This window comes from Turicibacter sp. GALT-G1 (genome assembly GCF_025594995.1).
Taxonomy (GTDB): Bacteria; Bacillota_I; Bacilli_A; order MOL361; family Turicibacteraceae; genus Turicibacter; species Turicibacter bilis.
In genome coordinates this window covers 16,868-34,841 of record NZ_JAMQUS010000025.1, presented here as the reverse complement: position 1 = coordinate 34,841, position 17,974 = coordinate 16,868, and the positions used below count along the sequence as shown (strand labels likewise).

Here is a 17,974-nt window from a genome sequence, read left to right as displayed (position 1 = left end):
GTACTTTTTTTGATTAGAAAACGTCGAAATGATATTTTGTGTCGCTTTGTGCTATAATAGAGAAATGAAAGTGAGTGATGTTATGATTCGAGTATCTCAAATCAAGATTTCAATTGATGATCCGATTGAAAAAGTAAAAGAGTTATTATTAAAACAATTGAAGTTAAAAGAAAGTGACTTATTAGAATATAGAATTTATAAACAATCGATTGACGCCCGTCGCCGTGGAAAGTTAGATTTTGTTTATACGGTAGATATTGCGGTTAAAGATGAAGCGAAAATTTTAGCTAGAAAGTTACCAAATGTTTCGATTACACCAGATATTGAATATAAATATCCTGAAATGGGAACTGAAGTCATGAAACATCGTCCAGTTGTTGTTGGATTCGGTCCAGCAGGAATGTTTTCTGCTTTAATTTTAGCTGAGATGGGCTATTGTCCAATCGTTTTAGAGCGTGGAGGAGCGGTTGAAGATCGTGTCCGTTCAATTTCTGAGTTTTGGAGTGAAGGAAAACTAGATCCTAATTCAAATGTTCAGTTTGGTGAAGGTGGGGCTGGGACATTTTCTGATGGAAAATTAACGACACGTGTTAAAGATTTACGTGGACGTAAAGTGTTAGAAGCCTTAGTCGAGGCAGGTGCACCAGAAGATATTTTATATATGGCCCACCCGCACGTTGGAACTGATTTATTACGTAATATTGTTAAAAATATTCGTGAAAAAATCATTTCATTAGGTGGAGAAGTTCGCTTTAATACACAAGCCACAGGGTTTATTATCGATGATGGACAAATCACAGGGGTTAAAATTAAAGGTGGCGAAATCATCGAAACGGAGCATGTTATTGTCGCGATTGGACATAGTGCACGTGATACGTTCTATGAGTTATATGAAAGCGGTGTTCATTTTACAGCTAAACCATTTGCTGTTGGTGTTCGCGTGGAGCATCCCCAATCATTAATTGATGTGGCACAGTATAAAGAATTTGCTGGACATGAAAAATTAGGAGCAGCCGAATATCGATTAACGCATACAGCATCAAATGGACGAGGGGTGTATACATTCTGTATGTGTCCAGGTGGATTAGTTGTTCCATCAAGTTCTGAAAAGGGTCGCTTAGTAACGAATGGAATGAGTGAACATGCCCGTGATCAAGACAATGCAAATAGTGCGTTACTTGTTCAAGTATTCCCAGAAGACTTTGGTTCAGATCACCCGTTAGCAGGTGTGGAGTTCCAACGTCGCTTAGAAGAAAAAGCTTTTGGATTAGGTGGAAGTAACTATACAGCCCCAGCCCAATTAGTCGGTGATTTCTTAAAAGGACAAGCCTCTAAAAAGTTAGGATCAGTGACGCCGTCATATGCCTTAGGTGTTAAATTAACGAACTTACGTCGTTTATTACCTGATTATATTACGGATGCAATGGCAGATGGATTACAAGCCTTTGATCGTAAATTAAAAGGATTTGCCATGGATGATGCTGTTATGACAGGAGTAGAATCACGTTCATCCTCACCTGTTCGTATGGATCGTGACAGTGAAACGTTACAGTCATTAACTGTTAAAGGGCTATATCCATCCGGTGAAGGGGCAGGCTTCGCAGGTGGAATTGTCTCAGCTGGAATCGATGGAATCAAATGTGCGGAGGCTATGATTAAACAATTTAAAAAAATGAGCTAAAATAGTCAAATAGCGTCATAAATTTCGATTAACTTATCATATTATGTTAAGAGTATCTGAATTCTTAACAACTAATGTGCGAGGTGAAATTTATGGCGCGTCTTTTATATATTAAAGCTAATCCTAAGCCATGCGATCAATCATTGACCTATCGCTTAAGTGACTTCTTTATTCAAGCGTACCAACAAGCTCATCCGACAGATGAGGTAGAGGTGCTTGACTTATATCAAACGATTATGCCTATCATGGATTATGAACGATTGTCTCGTTATAATCAAGGAATAGAAACAGAGATTAAACAGATTGCTGAACAATTTAAATCTTATGATAAATGTGTCATTGCAGCTCCAGTGTGGAATCATAGTTTTCCTGCGATGTTAAAGGTTTATTTAGATAACATTATTTATCGTCATGTGACGTTTACTTATCAAGATGGAAAAATGCTTGGTCTTTGTTCAGAGATGAAGGTGCTGTATATTACCTCATCTGGGCAAGTCTATGATGGAGAGCGAAAATTTTTAGATCATCATCAATCTCAAATTAAAGCTATTTTTGATTTAATTGGTCTCACTCAAGTTGAAGTGGTGGGACTGCTTGGTCGTAATCGATTATCTAACGAACAACTGATTCACGAAGTAGGAAAACTTCAAGGAGAGCTTCAACAAAAAGCTCAAATTTTTTAAGATGAACTCATAAGTAGAATCTAAGACTTAAGGATCCTATTTATGAGTTTTTTTGTGCTGTGGTCCAGGGTTCAGGGCATAAACTATTTGAAACATTCGTTTAAAGGCTCTTAAGTATTTCATTGTTCAAAGTCAATGGCGTTATTATAGGAAAGTTTGAAGGGATAATGATCAATGAACCGATTATCAATATGCTGAGATTTTTTGAGAAGTATGAGGCGATGGAATCTTTCTATTCATAGCTTAAATAGAGGATAGGACATAGAGTTTTATAGAAAATTGAATTAAATGAGATATCATTCATTAGAATCTTATACTTTTGAAAGATTAAAAATCACACAGTTTAACTGTGTGATTTTTAGCGTTCGATGGTAATGAGTTGGCCAGGTTGTAAAAATAAATTCTGATTCAAGGAAATAAGTTCATCAGGTGATAGTTTAAAGCGAATGAGAAGATCTCGAATGCACTCTCCTTCCGTAACGACATGAAGTTTTGAATTTGAAGGAAGAGGAACTTTGATTTGATGTTTCGTTTGAATGATGAGTGGCTTGTTTCCGTTAAGTTTGATTAATTGTTGTGGCGTGGTTTGAAACTTTGACGCAATCGTCCTGATAGTATCATCTGATTGAATTAAGTAGGTCGTTGTTGCAAATGTTTTTGATTCCATACGCTCACTTCCTTACAGTTTAGGACATCATTTCTACTATAATCTATGCAAAAAACATAGGCATTTGACTAATTTTTTGATAATGAAAACAACACATTTTAAGAAGAGGTGTCATAGGATGAGAGTAGAAAGGTAAGGAGGGAGGGATTAGGATGGTGGGAGTTGTGACAGTCTTAGTGATTTATTTAGTCGGCATGCATCTTCAAATGAATCAATCACTAAAACAGAAATTAACGCCAGACATTGATTATATTTTAATTTTAGGATCTTCATTAAGAAGTAATCATGTCACACAAACACTTCGTTCTCGATTGGAAAAAGGCGCAGAGCTTTTGAAAGAGCATCCACAGCTGATGGTTGTGGTCACGGGGGGTAAAGGAAGTGAAACCTTACCACCAGAAGCACATTTGATGCAAAAAGTGTTAATCGAAGAGTATGGAATTGAAAAAGAACGAATTATCATGGAAGATCAAGCGCATAATACGTTTGAAAATTTAATCTGGTCGAAACCGTTATTACCTAACCATAAAATTGCGATTGTGACAAATGAGTTTCATAGTATTCGTACGTCCTTTTTAGCGAAACGAATTGGGATGGATCATATAATTATAGGAGCCCCATCACCAATTCCGAAACGATATAAATGGGAGTTGCGAGAACATTTAGCGATTGTTAAATCATGGATTTTTGATCGAGAAAGATAACGATATTTTGTATCAATTGATGTTTTTAAGGCAAACTCTTGCACTTTAGGCGTGTTAGTCATATAATCTTCACATAACGGTAAAATGAGGTGAAGAAATGGAAGCATGTAGCTTAGAAGCCATTCATGATGATGTAGTTAAAAAAGTTAAAATAAAGATGCCAAACGATGATGATTTATTAAAATTATCTGATTTATATAAAGCCATGGGAGATTTAACTCGAATTCGTATTCTTTCAGCCCTTGTTCATTCAGAAATGTGTGTATGTGATTTAGCAGCATTACTTGAAATGACACAATCAGCCATTTCACATCAATTACGTGTTTTAAGACAGGCGCACTTAGTGAATTATCGTAAAGAGGGAAAAGTTGTTTATTACTCACTAGATGATGATCATATTAAAATGTTATATGAACAAGGATTAGTTCACGTGCTTCATCAGCATTAGACTAGATGAAGGAAAATAGCTTATAAACAGACGTCAGATGATGATTTATCTGGCGTTTTTTTTATTTGGACACATCGAATCTCCTATTTTTCTAGAGGTTTATAGTAAAGGAGGGGGAGAGCAATGTCGATGCATCGAATGTTAAGTGTAATTGCTGTAGTAGTATTAATTGATTTTGTAACGGGCTATGTCAAAGCATATTTGAAAGGGGAATTAAATAGCCCGATTGGATTAGACGGACTGATACGAAAAGCCGTGATTTTATTATCAATGGTCGTTTTGACTGTGCTCCATTATTTAATTGGCTTTAATCTAATTGAGTGGCTATCTGAAGGAATGGATTTAATTTTTATGACACTTAATATTACACCGATTACTCAGTTTTTTCTCTAGTTTAGACGAGTTTTAACCTATCCGTTTCATAGTAGAGATATTAACTTTAGTTATCTCCTTTAAAATAATATGGATAGAGATTCATCGTGAAAGTGATTCTGTGAATGAATTTAAGACAAATCATTTCAAAGATAATTAACGATAAATCGTTTGAGTTGTTTGTGAAAACGGCACGGATTAATGATGAAAACGTCTTAATCAAGTTGACGATAAGATAGGTGATAGTCGACGAACTTGATCAATGATGGATACCTCTTTAACAGGTCTCATTGAAAAAGCTATTTTTCAATCATCAAGAGAAGTGAGCAAAACAGCTATAAAGTATAAAGGGAATACGCCGAGGATGTCAAGTGCCTATACCATCCGCCTTTCTGGGGCATATACAATAAGAGGGCAGACTTATATTAGGAGTGAGGAGTGATAGAATGCCTTATATTGTAGTAGATGCAGGTCATGGTGGATGGGATAAAGGTGCTCATTTTGGTGCATACAATGAAAAAGATATTACTTTACGTGTGGCAACAAAAGTTAGTAATCGATTAAGACAAATTGGATTTCAGGTAACTCAATTACGGACGGATGATACATATATTGGAAATGCCTCAGCCAGAGGTCGTCAAATTGCTGAATTACAGCCTAACTTAGCGATTAGTATTCATGTCAATAGTGCTGGAGGTACAGGTGAATATAGCGGAGCTGAAATTTATGTACCGATTAAAGAAGATAGCGCCCGATTTGAATATTATTTAAGAGAAGAGCTTAGTCGCTTGAATGCTTTTCGAGAAATTTTCTCAAGAGCGTATACTGGTGAATTTTATGAACGTTATATTGATCCGCAAACATTAAGATTTACACAAACTTATAATTATACTGACTATTATGGTATTATTCGAGAAGCTTGGCGTGGTGGGGTTTCTTGTGATATTATCGAAATGTTTTATCTAGATAATGAAAGTGATTTATATACTTTCTTAAATCAAGAAGATGCTTATGTTGAGGCGATTGTTGTAGCCTTAAGTAAAGCATTCAATATGAATTATCAACGCGAGTTGCGACATGAAGTGGTTGATCGTCCAGAACCTTTAAAAACAGAGACTTATTATCGTGTGGTTTGTGGATCTTATTCTGATTTAAATGAGGCGAAAAAAGTTCAACAAGCATTAGTTCATTCGAATTATCCAGGCGTATGGATTCAACCTGTTGAAATGAAAAGATAATGGGAAAAAGACTTCATTTGAAGTCTTTTTTTTGTGTTATAATGAAAGATATTATTAAGATGGAGCGCAAAACATGACAGTAGAAACATTAAACATGAAAGACTTAGAAATAACCATCATTCGTAAACCCATTAAAAATATGTATTTGAGAGTGCGTCGTAGCGGGGATATTGAAATCTCAGCTTCACCTCATATAACGCAAGAGATGATTGAATCATTTGTATTAGCCAAATGGTCATGGATTATGGCGAAGCGACAGGCGGTATTAAGCGCACCGAGTCAAACATTAGAGACAGATGAGATTTTATATTTTGGTTCTCCACTAAAAGTTAAACGATTATCTCACTCACGGGTGGCGATTAAAGTAGAAGAGGATCAATTACTTCTTAGTGTTCCTAGAGCCTATTCGGATGAAAAAGCAATCGTCGCAGCAAAAAATTGGATGTTTAAACAATTACAACAGAAGATTACTGACTATATAACGTATTACTGGCCTTATTTTGAAAAGCAGGGCATTCTTTCTGTAGAGATTAAGTATCGTCAAATGACTTCAACATGGGGTGTGTGCCGTCCAACAAGAGGAACGATTACGTTTAATAAGAATCTGATTCACCAGCCTGATGCTTTTATTGAGTATGTTGTTGTGCATGAACTTAGTCATTTGCTACAGCCTAACCATAGTCATCGTTTTTATGAGCTAGTTGAATTTCTTTTACCACAGTGGAAGGAATTTGAGTCGAAAAAAGTTTAAAAAAATATCGAAAATAGGTTTATTTTTCCGGTTGATGTGAATATAGTGAAGTATAGACAAAGAGGTCTTAGTTAATAAAAACTTGGTGTGAACAATGGCGTTCTTCGAAAGAAGTTCGCCTTTTTTGATTTTCTTTTGAGCTCAAAGACAATCGCGCATCGCCCGAATTTACTTTTTATTTTATAGTAAAGGAATTGACACCAGTTGGTGTGAAATTTAAGGAGGGAAAGATTATGACGGTTGATCTTAATGTAATTATTGATACTTTATGGGTAGTTATTGCTTCCGTTTTAGTATTTTCGATGCAAGCAGGTTTTGCTTTAGTAGAAAGTGGGTTTACACGGTCTAAAAATGCAGCCAATATTATGATGAAGAATTTCATGGATTATTCTATTGGGGCATTAGTCTTCTTCGTTTTTGGTTTCTCACTCATGTTTAATGGATCAAATTTTGGATTATTTGGGACACCTGATTTATTCGTTTCAGGGGATTACAGTGGATTGGGATTAATTATTCCATTATTAGCATTTGTCTTTTTCCAAACCGTTTTCTGTTCAACGTCGGTAACGATTGTTTCAGGGGCTGTTGCAGAACGTATGAAATTTTCAACGTATCTTGTCTTTAGTGCGATTATGACGGCTATTATTTATCCAATCAGTGGTCATTGGGTATGGGGTGGCGGATGGCTAGCTCAACTTGGATTCCATGATTTTGCTGGGTCATCTGTTGTTCATGCATTAGGTGGATTCGCCGCTTTAGCAGGAGTGAAATTATTAGGGGCACGTCAAGGTAAATTTAATCCAGATGGTAGTTCAAATACCATTCATGGTCATGGGTTAACTTTAGCTGCTATGGGGGTTTTTGTCTTATGGATTGGGTGGTTTGGATTTAATGCAGGTTCAACGTTAACGGCAAGTGATCCAGAAGCGATTGCCCATGTTATGATGACGACCAATTTAGCACCAGCAGCCGCAGCGGTTACGACATTAGTTATTTCATGGATTAAAGATAAACCAAGTGTTGGAGCTGCCATGAATGGGGCTTTAGCTGGTTTAGTTGGGGTAACTGCAGGATGTGATCTTGTCTCACCACTTGGAGCAATTATCATTGGGATTGTCTCAGGTGTTGTGATGATGGTTGGTTCTGATTTACTTGAACGTAAATTTAAATTAGATGATGCTGTAGGAGCTATTCCAGTTCATGGTTTCTGTGGAGTCGTTGGTACTATTTTAACTGGATTACTTGCTACAACTGATGGATTACTGTACGGTGGTGGTGTAAGCTTCTTCGGTATTCAAGTATTAGGTGCTTTAGTGATTGCTACTTGGGGATTTGTTTCATCATTTATTATTTTTATAGCTTTAAAACGTATTATGGGACTTCGCGTCACAAAAGAAGAAGAACGTCAAGGGCTTGATTTATCTGAGCATGGTGAATCTGCTTATGCTGAATTTTTAGTAGGAAATGAAGAAGAATAATAAATGAAGAATCAAGGGGCTATCTCATTTTGAGACAGCCCTATTTTTTATGCGTCATCCACACGAATTTAAAACGGATCCTAAAATAAAAGGATAAGAGGGGGAATTGATGTGTTATAATGAAGTTTTAAAAAACAATAGCTCAAATTGTAGGGAGGATATTTTTTTGAATCAGTTTTTAGAACAAATTGATTATGTGATTGAATTAATCGAACAGGCAAATTGGACTGATTATTTAATTTTCATACTTGCTTATGTTATTTTAGTCTTAGGGTTACTAGGAAGTTTAAAAAAGAATCAACGTCAGGTTTGGTATAATTGTGTCTGGTTATTTGTATGCCCTCCGTTAGGTATTTATTTAGTTAAACATAATCGCAGAATTAAAAAGAAGAAAAAACAAGAGTTGATACGTTATTCGCTCACTGGATGGGCAATTGTATTATCAGCTATTTTCATCTATTTAGGATGGATGCCACACCCTAACTATCAAGAGGTTGAAACATATCAAGATAGTCATTTAGTAAAGCGTCCGAATGATTTGAATTTGGAAGTCCATTTTATTGATATCGGTCAAGGAGATGCCACTTTAATTGTTTATGATGATTTTCATATTTTAATTGATGGTGGGAATAACGGATCTGAAGCAAAATTGTTAAACTATTTGAAAAAAGTTGGCGTTGATGATATCGAAATTTTAGTCGCGACTCATCCAGATTCTGATCATATCGGAGGTTTAGCAGAAGTGATGGCAGAATATCGCGTTCATTTGATTATTGATTCTGGAGAGTCTCACTCTTCTCAAACCTATAAGGCTTATTTTGAAGCGGTTAAACAGCAACAAGAGCAAGGTGCTATTTATCTTGAAGATGCTGATATGATCTTTGAATTAAGTGATCAGATTACATTTGAAGTCATTGAAACTGGTGATGATAATGGGGATAGAAATAATAATTCAGTGTTAACAAAGCTAAGCTATCAAGAGATTGACTTTTTATTTACAGGAGATATGGAATCAAAGACAGAGGAAAAAATCTTATATCGTGATTTAGAGGCTGAGATTTTAAAAGCTGGTCATCATGGGTCACAGACTTCAAGTTCGATAGACTTTTTACAAGAGGTTCAACCTGAAGTCGTCGTCATTAGTGCCGGATTAAATAATAGTTATGGACATCCCCATCGAGCACTATTAGAACGTGTAAACCGTTATACTGATGAGGTTTACGTTACCTATGAAAAGGGGAATATAGTTGTGACGACAGATGGTTTAACTTATCAAGTTGATTTTAAATAAATGGATGAATAAAGTAATCATGATTAAATTGACTATATACGATAAGATGACAAATAGTGATTAGTAGAAACTTATTAAATATGTATGTCTCATGAAAAATGTAGAAAAATAAGAGTAGCCATTTGGCTACTTTTATTTTTGATAGGATCGGGTGATGTGATGAGACGCATAGGATTAATAGGTTTATTATTAGTCAGTATCTGTTTAGCTGGTATCGTGAGACCAGTACAGGCTCAACAAGAAGATCGTCAAGAACATGATTATGTTGGATTTTATGGCATGGATCCAGAAACCTTTGATTATTTATATACTTATAAAACCGTGGATTCTTTACATTTTGCTAACTTTATTGATGGGTTGCTTGAACATGATACGTATGGAAATTTAGTGGGTGCGATGGCAACGCATTGGGAAGGGAATGAAGATTCAACGATTTGGCGATTTGATCTTCGCCAAGGGGTCTATTGGTATACAGATGAAGGTGAAGAATACGCTGAGGTGACGGCTCAAGATTTTGTCACAGGCCTTCAACATGCGGCCGATTTTCAATCGCAGACGCTTTATCTCGTTCAATCGGTCATTAAAAATTTAGACGCTTATGTGAATGGAGAGATTCCGTTTAGTGAAGTCGGGGTGAAGGCGGTGGACAAGTATACACTGGAGTATCAGTTGAATCAACCGACGCCTTATTTTCCAACCATGACGACTTATTCTATTTTGTTGCCTGTTAACCAAAGTTTTTTAGAATCAAAAGGATTAGGATGTAAATTAGGAGAACCAGAATATTCGAGTTGCCAGTTTGGTGTCGCTAAGCCAGAATCCATTTTATATAATGGAGCCTATTTTCTAAAAAACTTTACTTCAAAATCAATTATTGAATATGAAGCTAACCCAAATTATTGGGACCGTGATTCCGTTTATATTCCAAATGTGAAGTTGATTTATTGTCAGCAAGCGGATCCGACGACTTTATTTTTAGCCTTTGATCGTGGAGAAATTGTTTCTGCCCCATTAGATGTGAATAATCCTCCACTGGTTAAAAGTGCGAGAGAAAAGTATGGGGATTCTATTTTTGTCACCGATACTAATGGGTCTGTGGCGTTTGTAACTTTTGTCTTTAATCGCCAACAGTATCATTCGCCATTAGATAGCCGTCAAGATGTTTCCCCAAAAACCAATCAGCAAAAAGCGGATACGAAAGCAGCCATTTTAAATACTTCATTTCGTCGAGCGATTATGCGGGCGATTGATACAGAATCAATCAATATGCAAGTGGTAGGGGAAGAGCTAAAAAAAATTTCATTAAGAAATACATTAACTCAGCCGACGTTCGTTCAAACGAGTGATGGTGATTGTTATGGTAAGTTAGTGAGTGACTCGTTGAAGGGACTAAATCCGGTATTATACTCTAAACAGCTGAGCTTAGACGATGGACAGATGGCATTTTTTAATCCAGAACAGGCGAAAGAGCAATTAGCAATTGCTAAACAAGAATTGATAGCACAAGGTGTGACATTTCCCATTTATTTAGATGTGATTATAAATAGTGAAAGTGACGGAAGTTTCCGAAGTGCGCAAGCTTTAAAACAAAGTATTGAACAACATTTAGAGGGGGAGGTTTTAATTAATTTAATTATGAGCTCTCGTGAAAATTTATTAGCTTCTAAGACAGCTGAATTAGTCAATACTGATCTGGTCTTTTCAGCAGGATGGTCGCCTGATTATGGCGATCCTAAAAGTTATTTAGATATTTTAGATCCGGATAATGGAGATTTATTAAAAAGCTTTGGATTGAATCGATCAGCGATTCAGAGTCAGGAAGAAAAAGAGTTAAAGGAACAAATCGGTCTGTATGTTTTTAAAGAATTAAAAGAAGCAGCAAATTTAGAGGTTCGTGATATGGATAAGCGTTATGAACGCTATGCTGATGCTGAGGCCTATGCTCTTGATCAAGCGTATTTTATTCCTCTTTATGCCTCAGGTGGAAGCTATGCTGTCTCTCGAATTATTCCTTATACGAAGTCTTATAGTCCGTATGGATTATCACCGATGAAATTTAAACGAATGCAACTCAGTGACAGGATTGTAACGCTTGAAGAACGAAACAAACGTTATGAAAAATGGTCAACGGTTCGTCAAGAACAGTTGAAATCAAAATCCATCAATGGTGCTGTTGAAAATTAACAGATGAAAAATATGAAAATTTTCTTTTCATTAATTAAAATGTTAGATATAATCGAAGAAGAAAAATTTCAATCGACATGAAGAGACTTCATGTTTGAAAGGAGAGCCATTAATGAGTGTTTTAAACGTTACAAACTTAAGTCATGGGTTTGGGGATCGTGCTATTTTTGAAAATGTATCATTCCGTTTATTAAAAGGAGAGCATGTTGGATTAATCGGAGCCAATGGTGAAGGAAAATCAACATTTATGAATATTATTACTGGAAAATTAGTACCAGATGAAGGCAAAGTTGAATGGTCACGTAATGTGCGCGTTGGTTATTTAGATCAGCATGTGTCATTACAAGAAGGAATGACGATTCGTGATGTCTTAAAAACGGCATTCCAATATTTATTTGATATGGAAGCAAAAATTAATGATTTATATATGAAAATGGCCGAGGTTGATCCAGAAGAAATGGATGCTTTATTAGAAGAAGTCGGTGTCCTTCAAGACATCTTATCAAACAACGACTTCTATGTCATTGATGCCAAAGTAGAAGAGGTAGCTAAAGGTTTAGGATTACAAGATATCGGATTAGATCGTGACGTGACGGAGTTAAGTGGAGGGCAACGTTCGAAAGTTTTACTTGCGAAATTATTACTTGAAAAGCCAGATATCTTATTATTAGATGAGCCGACAAACCACTTAGATGAGGCTCATATTACTTGGTTAACACGTTACTTACAAGAATACGAAAATGCCTTTATTTTAATTTCACATGATATCCCATTCTTAAATAGTGTCATCAACTTAATTTATCATATGGCAAATCAAGAGTTAAACCGTTATGTAGGAGATTATGATAACTTTGTTCGTATTTACGAAGCGAAAAAAGCACAATTAGAATCTGCTTATAAAAAACAACAACAAGAAATTGCTGATTTAAAAGATTTCGTGGCTCGTAACAAAGCTCGTGTTTCTACACGTAACATGGCCATGTCACGTCAAAAGAAATTAGACAAAATGGAAATCATTGAGTTAGCAGCTGAGCGTCCAAAACCAGAATTCAACTTCAAGATGGCTCGTACGTCAGGACGTTATATCTTTGAAACAAAAGATTTAGTGATTGGGTACAATGAACCATTATCGGCACCATTAAATTTAACAATGGAACGAGGACAAAAAATTGCGATTTGTGGAGCGAACGGAATTGGGAAAACAACGTTATTACGTAGTATCTTAGGTGAAATTCCTGCAATCTCAGGATCGGTTGAATTAGGTGAACATTTACATATCGGATACTTTGAGCAAGAAATCAAAGGTGGAAAAGATAAAACATGTTTACAAGAGTTCTGGGATGAGTTCCCACACTTAACACAAGGGGAAGCTCGTGCCGCTTTAGCTAAGTGTGGATTAACAACGAAACATATCGAAAGTAAAGTAATGGTTTTAAGTGGGGGAGAACAAGCGAAAGTTCGCCTTGCTAAATTAATTAACCGTGAAACAAATGTCTTAATTCTCGATGAGCCAACGAATCACTTAGATGTGGATGCAAAAGATGAATTAAAACGTGCCTTAAAAGAATATAAAGGAAGTGTCTTACTGATTTCCCATGAGCCTGAATTCTATCGCGATGTCGTGACAGATATTTGGGACGGAGAAAAATGGACGACTCGTTTAGTATAAAGTGAAAAAATGCGACCTTGTTAGGAGGTCGCATTTTTTGATAGAGTTAAGTTAACGACATCATGTCAAAAAGATAACGTTCTTATTGATTAAGATCGAATCATTAATTTGGGATGAAATGATATAAAGGTGATGGGTGGATCACTGATTAAAAGATAAAGCAAGGAATTTGATCTAGAGAATTATTTCCAAGATAGACTAGGCTCACTCGTTTGAAAATAGTCTAAAATATTAATTGAACATAATAGCCGACCACATGAATTAATGATCGATTTGAGGTGTATATTTTTATTTAATGTCTCTTATAATGAATTAGATGAATAAAAGTTGAGGGATAGCTATGAAAATAAGAATCAAACGAAAAGGGAATAAAATTTGGGTTCACTCGAGTATTTGTATTGTTTTAGGAGTCGGGGTTATTGGAGGGATTTGTTATAAACGGAGGCGTCAGAAATCCGTTGACTTGATGAAGGAAGTGGCGCTTTCTCTTTTTAATAATACGATTAATGAGAGAATGAGTCCGATAAAAAATGGTCAGTTAGAATGGCACATTGAGATTAAGAAAATTCAAGTGATATCGGGAAATATAGAAGAGTTTATCGTTAAAATTGATTATGATTTAAATTTAATAGATGACCTAGAGTGTGAATATCAAACAGAACATTGGATGATGAGGATTAAACGAGGTGAAAATAAGGGATATGAAGTCGTTGAACAAGGAGAAGAGTTGTAAAGGGATGATTGAAGATTGCTTAAAACAGAACGCATATGGTCAAATGTTTGAAAATGTGATATAATGTAAAAAATTGACAATAAATGTTGTTCTGGAGGGTAGCGGATGAAAAAGGGAGAGTTATACTATGTAAATGAAGTACACCGAGAACTAGAACGTGAAGATTTATTAAAAATAATTAAACAGGAGTTAAAGAAAAATCCCCATATTATTTCTGTTTTCTATAGTGACTTGATTGAAGGGTCCTCGGAGTTAGACCTTCATTTAAATCTTGTCGTTCAACCAGCATTTTATAAAGAGACATTACAACATAAACGTGCTATTGCTTCGACTTTTGGGAAAGTCCTCTTTTTTGAGGAAGATATGAAGCAACAAAGCACAATAATTGTCCATTATGAAAGTCTAGTGAAAGTCTTCGTCACATTCCATGATGTGAAAGAGATACAACCATCGATTGATTATAAGAAGATTATCATTGTTGATGATCCGTATGGGATTATGACCTATGTGTCTGAAGAGTCGAAAAATCTACAGTATACCTTAAGCTTCGAGGATTTAGATAGTTGGCGCACAAAGTTTTTCTCAAATTATTATGAATTTTATCGAAGTTTTTACGTTGATGAATCTTATAAGGCGAGACATTGTTTAAATGTTATGCGTTGGTTAGTTGCAACGATGTGGATGATTCAAGATGGGAATAAACCAAATGTTTATTTAGATTGGTCACATATGGAGGGAAGTGAATCCGTTTTAAAATTAGAACAACAAAACAAATTAAAACAATGGGGATTTAGTCCATCGATTAAAGAGTTAGAAGAGGTTTTAAAATCGATTGTCGAAGAATTTTATCAGTTACATGAAGAATTTTGCGGAAAATTACACTTAGCTGAAGAACAGGATTATGTTTATCGTATTTTATCTCGTGCGAAACAATTCGGTTCAATTCAACCAGCGGTTTAAATGAAACGTCTCAGAGGGAATATTCCTTTTGAGACGTTTTTATCTGCTAGTTGATAACTGGAAGGATTATCATCTAGGAGTAGAGGAATAAAAAGTGTTATGATGGTAAAAAGGATAAATAGATAAGAATCAATTTTGAGTGTTAGCTTTTGCTTATGATGGTTTAAGAGGTTAACATTGACAGGGAAATGTTAAATATTTATCTGCTTTTATATAGAAATTTGGTGAAATGATGATTATTCGTAAAGGAATCAAAGAAGTCGTTAGTTACGTATATCAGCAAGGCGATTTAAATTTAGAATATTTTCAAGCGAATCGTGCGCAGTATGGAACAGAGGTTCATCAAGTCATCCAAGATCAATATTTAGATGAAGAGTGTGAAGTTTATTTAGAACATATTTTATCATTAGATGAACATGAGATTCATTTAAGTGGTCGAATGGATTTATTACTAGAGAGAGATGGAAGATGGATTGTTGGAGAAATTAAATCAACGACACGCAAGCTAGAAGTAATTGAAGAGAATGATCGACCAGCTCATTATGCTCAAGCCAAGATGTATGCTTATTTACTATTATGTCAGCATTTAGACTGGGAAGAAATAACGGTTCGATTGATCTATTGCGATTTAGAGGGCATTAATCAACGTTGTTTTGATCAAATATATACGAAAGAAATGTTAGAACCGTTTGTTCAAGAAACGTTACGTATTTACTTGGATTGGTACTTGATTTTATTACGTTCGATGGAGTTAAAATTAAAAACAGCTAAAACCTTACAGTTTCCATTTGGAGATTTTCGAGCTTATCAACGAGAATTATCAGGGGCGGTTTATCAATGTGTTAAACAAAAGAAACGACTTTTATTACGAGCTCCAACAGGGATTGGCAAGACAATGGGAACTATTTTTCCAAGCATCAAAGCCTTAACAGAACATGAACAAAAAATCTTTTATTTAACTGCTAAAACGATTGGCCGTAGCGTGGCAGAAAAAGCCTTTGATACTTGCTTAGCCAATGGATGGCAAGCCAAAGTGACAACGATTACGGCAAAAGAGAAAATTTGTTTAATGGATGAAGTAAAATGCGATCCAAGCTATTGTTCTTATGCTAAAGGTTATTTTGATCGAATTAACGAAGCAACTAAAGATCTATTTGAGTCAGAACAACTGTTTAATCGTGATCGAATCGTGAGTTATGCTAAAAAGCACAGCGTCTGTCCATTTGAGTATTCGTTGGCAATGGCGTCGATTAGCGATGCCGTGATTGGAGATTATAACTACATGTTTGATCCACGTGCTTACCTCCGTCGCTTTTTTGATGAGCCGTCACCCCATATTGCCTTAATTGACGAGGCACATAATTTATATGATCGAGCTTGCGACATGTATAGTGCTTCCTTAACTAAGGCGCCGATTCAAGAGCTGAAACGTTTATTTAAAGACCGGCATAAACCATTAGCAAAGGTATTAGGGGCTTTGAATTTGAAATTTATTGAGTATCGTCATGAACTTGAAGAAAAGAAAGTTTATGATTTATTTAAAGATGATATAGATAAAGTTTTTTTAACAAAGATTCAATCTCTTCTTGAGGCGTTGGAAAAATATTTATATCGGCACCCTGAGACTGAATATAAACCCCAATTAATGAATTTATATTTTGATTGTCATCAATTTTTGCGAATTTCTGATTATTACAATGACAGTTTTCGCGTTCGTTATGAACGATCGGGGATTGAAGTCAAGATAAGTCTGATTTGTTTAAATCCAAGCCTTTATTTAAGTGAAAAAATGGAGCGAGTTCGATCAAGTATTTTATTTTCAGCGACCTTACATCCACTGAGCTATTATCATACTGTCTTACTTCATGATGAGGAGTGTGAGCAAATCTTTTTACCCTCACCTTTTGATCGCGAGCATTTAGATTTATATGTCCATCATGGCATTTCAACGAAGTATAAGCAGCGGGATCAAACGCTTGCCCCCCTGATTTCAACAATTTATCAAGTAACTAGAAACCAGCAGGGGAATTATCTTGTATTCTTTCCATCGTATCAATATCTAGAGATGGTGTATGAGGCGTATAAAGAATTAATAGACGATGAGCAACGTTTATTAAAACAAGAGCGTGAGATGGATGAGTCAGCTCGTGAAGCCTTTTTAGATTCATTCCAAGCCAATTCTAGTGAAACTTTGGTGGCATTTGCTGTTTTAGGTGGTGTTTTTAGTGAAGGGATTGACCTTATTGGAAATCGACTGATCGGTTCTATTATTGTTGGGGTTGGACTTCCTCAAATTAATCCTTTGACTGAACAGCGTCGACTTTATTTTGAAGAAGCTTTTAAGAAGGGATATTTATATGCCTATCTTTATCCTGGGTTTAATAAGGTGATGCAAGCAGTGGGACGTGTGATTCGAACAGAAGAGGATAAAGGCGTTGTGATTATGATTGATGAACGTTATATTGAACCCACGTATTTATCACTCTTTCCTTATGAATGGCAACATGCAAAGTTTTTAAAATAATCGTCACGACTAAAGACAGAGCTACGGCTCTGTTTTTATGTTTTAGTTTAGACTCATTGACTTTTATTTGTGAATATGGTAATTATTTAGATATCTAAAGATTTGATATCTAACTATTTAAAAGAAAAGGAGGGATAACATGAAAGGAAAATTAGATGATAGTAGGTCAAAATCATTGCATCGTGCGTTTATTCGGACATCAAAGATGCACCGAAAAGTTTGCCAACATCGATTTCAAGAATTAGGATTGACAGAGGGGCAACCTAAAGTTTTAGATTATTTACATCATCATAATGGATGTTCACAAAAAGATTTGGCCAAGCATTGTCATATTCAACCGGCCACTGCCACGAGTTTATTAAGTCATTTAGAAAGAAGTGGATTAATTTATCGTGAAGCAAATCAAGAGGATCGTCGAATTACGAATGTCTTTTTAACGGAGACTGGATTTGAAGCCCAAAAACAGGTGAAACAAACATTTTGTGAAATTGATGAGTGTTGTTTTGTAGGATTTACAAAAGAGGAAAGAGAAGAAGTCCTTGGTTACCTGAACCGAATGTATGAAAATTTAAAGAGAAGGGAGAGTTAATA

The 17,974-nt window shown here is 35.6% G+C and carries 16 protein-coding genes; 15 read left to right on the top strand and 1 reads right to left on the bottom strand.

What is annotated here, in order from left to right; genetic code table 11:
- Positions 1-82: 82 nt before the first annotated feature.
- Together NEH74_RS04745 and NEH74_RS04740 are read left to right on the top strand one after the other, a co-directional pair.
- Complete coding sequence (locus tag NEH74_RS04745) at positions 83-1,681, top strand: NAD(P)/FAD-dependent oxidoreductase (protein ID WP_055242653.1); 1,599 nt, start codon at positions 83-85, stop codon at positions 1,679-1,681.
- Between the two features lie 92 nt (positions 1,682-1,773).
- Complete coding sequence (locus NEH74_RS04740) at positions 1,774-2,364, top strand: FMN-dependent NADH-azoreductase (protein ID WP_055305689.1); 591 nt, start codon at positions 1,774-1,776, stop codon at positions 2,362-2,364.
- A 358-nt stretch (positions 2,365-2,722) separates the two neighbouring features.
- Here the strand turns inward: NEH74_RS04740 and NEH74_RS04735 are convergent, their stop codons facing one another.
- On the bottom strand, positions 2,723-3,031 hold the full coding sequence (locus NEH74_RS04735) for a LysM peptidoglycan-binding domain-containing protein (RefSeq protein ID WP_055242589.1): 309 nt from the start codon (positions 3,029-3,031) through the stop codon (positions 2,723-2,725).
- 152 nt (positions 3,032-3,183) lie between these two features.
- Here NEH74_RS04735 and NEH74_RS04730 point away from each other — a divergent pair, with 152 nt between their 5' ends.
- From NEH74_RS04730 to NEH74_RS04670, 13 genes are all read left to right on the top strand, one after another.
- Positions 3,184-3,735 (top strand): YdcF family protein, encoded by a 552-nt coding sequence (locus NEH74_RS04730; RefSeq protein WP_055242591.1) that lies wholly within the window; start codon positions 3,184-3,186, stop codon positions 3,733-3,735.
- Positions 3,736-3,832: 97 nt separating this feature from the next.
- Positions 3,833-4,183: an ArsR/SmtB family transcription factor gene (locus tag NEH74_RS04725; RefSeq protein ID WP_055242593.1), complete on the top strand. Its 351-nt coding sequence runs from the start codon at positions 3,833-3,835 to the stop codon at positions 4,181-4,183.
- A gap of 123 nt (positions 4,184-4,306) precedes the next feature.
- Positions 4,307-4,576 carry a phage holin family protein gene (locus tag NEH74_RS04720; RefSeq protein ID WP_055305688.1) on the top strand — a complete coding sequence of 90 codons (270 nt, stop codon included), beginning with the start codon at positions 4,307-4,309 and terminating at the stop codon, positions 4,574-4,576.
- A gap of 425 nt (positions 4,577-5,001) precedes the next feature.
- The gene (locus tag NEH74_RS04715; protein WP_055242596.1) at positions 5,002-5,793 is read left to right on the top strand and encodes an N-acetylmuramoyl-L-alanine amidase; all 792 of its coding nucleotides are present in this window, start codon (positions 5,002-5,004) and stop codon (positions 5,791-5,793) included.
- Between the two features lie 73 nt (positions 5,794-5,866).
- On the top strand, positions 5,867-6,544 hold the full coding sequence (locus tag NEH74_RS04710; RefSeq protein ID WP_237297095.1) for a M48 family metallopeptidase: 678 nt from the start codon (positions 5,867-5,869) through the stop codon (positions 6,542-6,544).
- Positions 6,545-6,777: 233 nt separating this feature from the next.
- A complete protein-coding gene (locus NEH74_RS04705) occupies positions 6,778-8,022 on the top strand; it encodes an ammonium transporter (protein ID WP_055305687.1) in 1,245 nt (414 codons plus the stop codon).
- Positions 8,023-8,188: 166 nt separating this feature from the next.
- Positions 8,189-9,313: a ComEC/Rec2 family competence protein gene (locus tag NEH74_RS04700; RefSeq protein ID WP_055305697.1), complete on the top strand. Its 1,125-nt coding sequence runs from the start codon at positions 8,189-8,191 to the stop codon at positions 9,311-9,313.
- 159 nt (positions 9,314-9,472) lie between these two features.
- Positions 9,473-11,497 (top strand): peptide ABC transporter substrate-binding protein, encoded by a 2,025-nt coding sequence (locus NEH74_RS04695; protein ID WP_055242600.1) that lies wholly within the window; start codon positions 9,473-9,475, stop codon positions 11,495-11,497.
- 112 nt (positions 11,498-11,609) lie between these two features.
- Positions 11,610-13,166: an ABC-F family ATP-binding cassette domain-containing protein gene (locus tag NEH74_RS04690; protein ID WP_055242602.1), complete on the top strand. Its 1,557-nt coding sequence runs from the start codon at positions 11,610-11,612 to the stop codon at positions 13,164-13,166.
- A gap of 340 nt (positions 13,167-13,506) precedes the next feature.
- Positions 13,507-13,899 (top strand): hypothetical protein, encoded by a 393-nt coding sequence (locus tag NEH74_RS04685; RefSeq protein WP_055305686.1) that lies wholly within the window; start codon positions 13,507-13,509, stop codon positions 13,897-13,899.
- Positions 13,900-14,004: 105 nt separating this feature from the next.
- Entirely contained in the window at positions 14,005-14,859 is an 855-nt protein-coding gene (locus tag NEH74_RS04680) for a hypothetical protein (protein WP_055305685.1), read from the top strand.
- 232 nt (positions 14,860-15,091) lie between these two features.
- On the top strand, positions 15,092-17,383 hold the full coding sequence (locus tag NEH74_RS04675) for an ATP-dependent DNA helicase (RefSeq protein ID WP_055305684.1): 2,292 nt from the start codon (positions 15,092-15,094) through the stop codon (positions 17,381-17,383).
- Between the two features lie 139 nt (positions 17,384-17,522).
- Positions 17,523-17,972: a MarR family winged helix-turn-helix transcriptional regulator gene (locus tag NEH74_RS04670; protein ID WP_055305683.1), complete on the top strand. Its 450-nt coding sequence runs from the start codon at positions 17,523-17,525 to the stop codon at positions 17,970-17,972.
- The last annotated feature ends 2 nt before the right edge of the window (positions 17,973-17,974 follow it).

What these genes read in the sequence shown, in the direction of transcription:
- NEH74_RS04745 (WP_055242653.1), top strand. Translation starts at nt 83, where the DNA reads ATGATTCGAGTATCTCAAATCAAGATTTCAATTGATGATCCGATTGAA.
- NEH74_RS04740 (WP_055305689.1), top strand. Translation starts at nt 1,774, where the DNA reads ATGGCGCGTCTTTTATATATTAAAGCTAATCCTAAGCCATGCGATCAA.
- NEH74_RS04735 (WP_055242589.1), bottom strand. Translation starts at nt 3,031, where the DNA reads ATGGAATCAAAAACATTTGCAACAACGACCTACTTAATTCAATCAGAT.
- NEH74_RS04730 (WP_055242591.1), top strand. Translation starts at nt 3,184, where the DNA reads ATGGTGGGAGTTGTGACAGTCTTAGTGATTTATTTAGTCGGCATGCAT.
- NEH74_RS04725 (WP_055242593.1), top strand. Translation starts at nt 3,833, where the DNA reads ATGGAAGCATGTAGCTTAGAAGCCATTCATGATGATGTAGTTAAAAAA.
- NEH74_RS04720 (WP_055305688.1), top strand. Translation starts at nt 4,307, where the DNA reads ATGTCGATGCATCGAATGTTAAGTGTAATTGCTGTAGTAGTATTAATT.
- NEH74_RS04715 (WP_055242596.1), top strand. Translation starts at nt 5,002, where the DNA reads ATGCCTTATATTGTAGTAGATGCAGGTCATGGTGGATGGGATAAAGGT.
- NEH74_RS04710 (WP_237297095.1), top strand. Translation starts at nt 5,867, where the DNA reads ATGACAGTAGAAACATTAAACATGAAAGACTTAGAAATAACCATCATT.
- NEH74_RS04705 (WP_055305687.1), top strand. Translation starts at nt 6,778, where the DNA reads ATGACGGTTGATCTTAATGTAATTATTGATACTTTATGGGTAGTTATT.
- NEH74_RS04695 (WP_055242600.1), top strand. Translation starts at nt 9,473, where the DNA reads ATGAGACGCATAGGATTAATAGGTTTATTATTAGTCAGTATCTGTTTA.
- NEH74_RS04690 (WP_055242602.1), top strand. Translation starts at nt 11,610, where the DNA reads ATGAGTGTTTTAAACGTTACAAACTTAAGTCATGGGTTTGGGGATCGT.
- NEH74_RS04685 (WP_055305686.1), top strand. Translation starts at nt 13,507, where the DNA reads ATGAAAATAAGAATCAAACGAAAAGGGAATAAAATTTGGGTTCACTCG.
- NEH74_RS04680 (WP_055305685.1), top strand. Translation starts at nt 14,005, where the DNA reads ATGAAAAAGGGAGAGTTATACTATGTAAATGAAGTACACCGAGAACTA.
- NEH74_RS04675 (WP_055305684.1), top strand. Translation starts at nt 15,092, where the DNA reads ATGATTATTCGTAAAGGAATCAAAGAAGTCGTTAGTTACGTATATCAG.
- NEH74_RS04670 (WP_055305683.1), top strand. Translation starts at nt 17,523, where the DNA reads ATGAAAGGAAAATTAGATGATAGTAGGTCAAAATCATTGCATCGTGCG.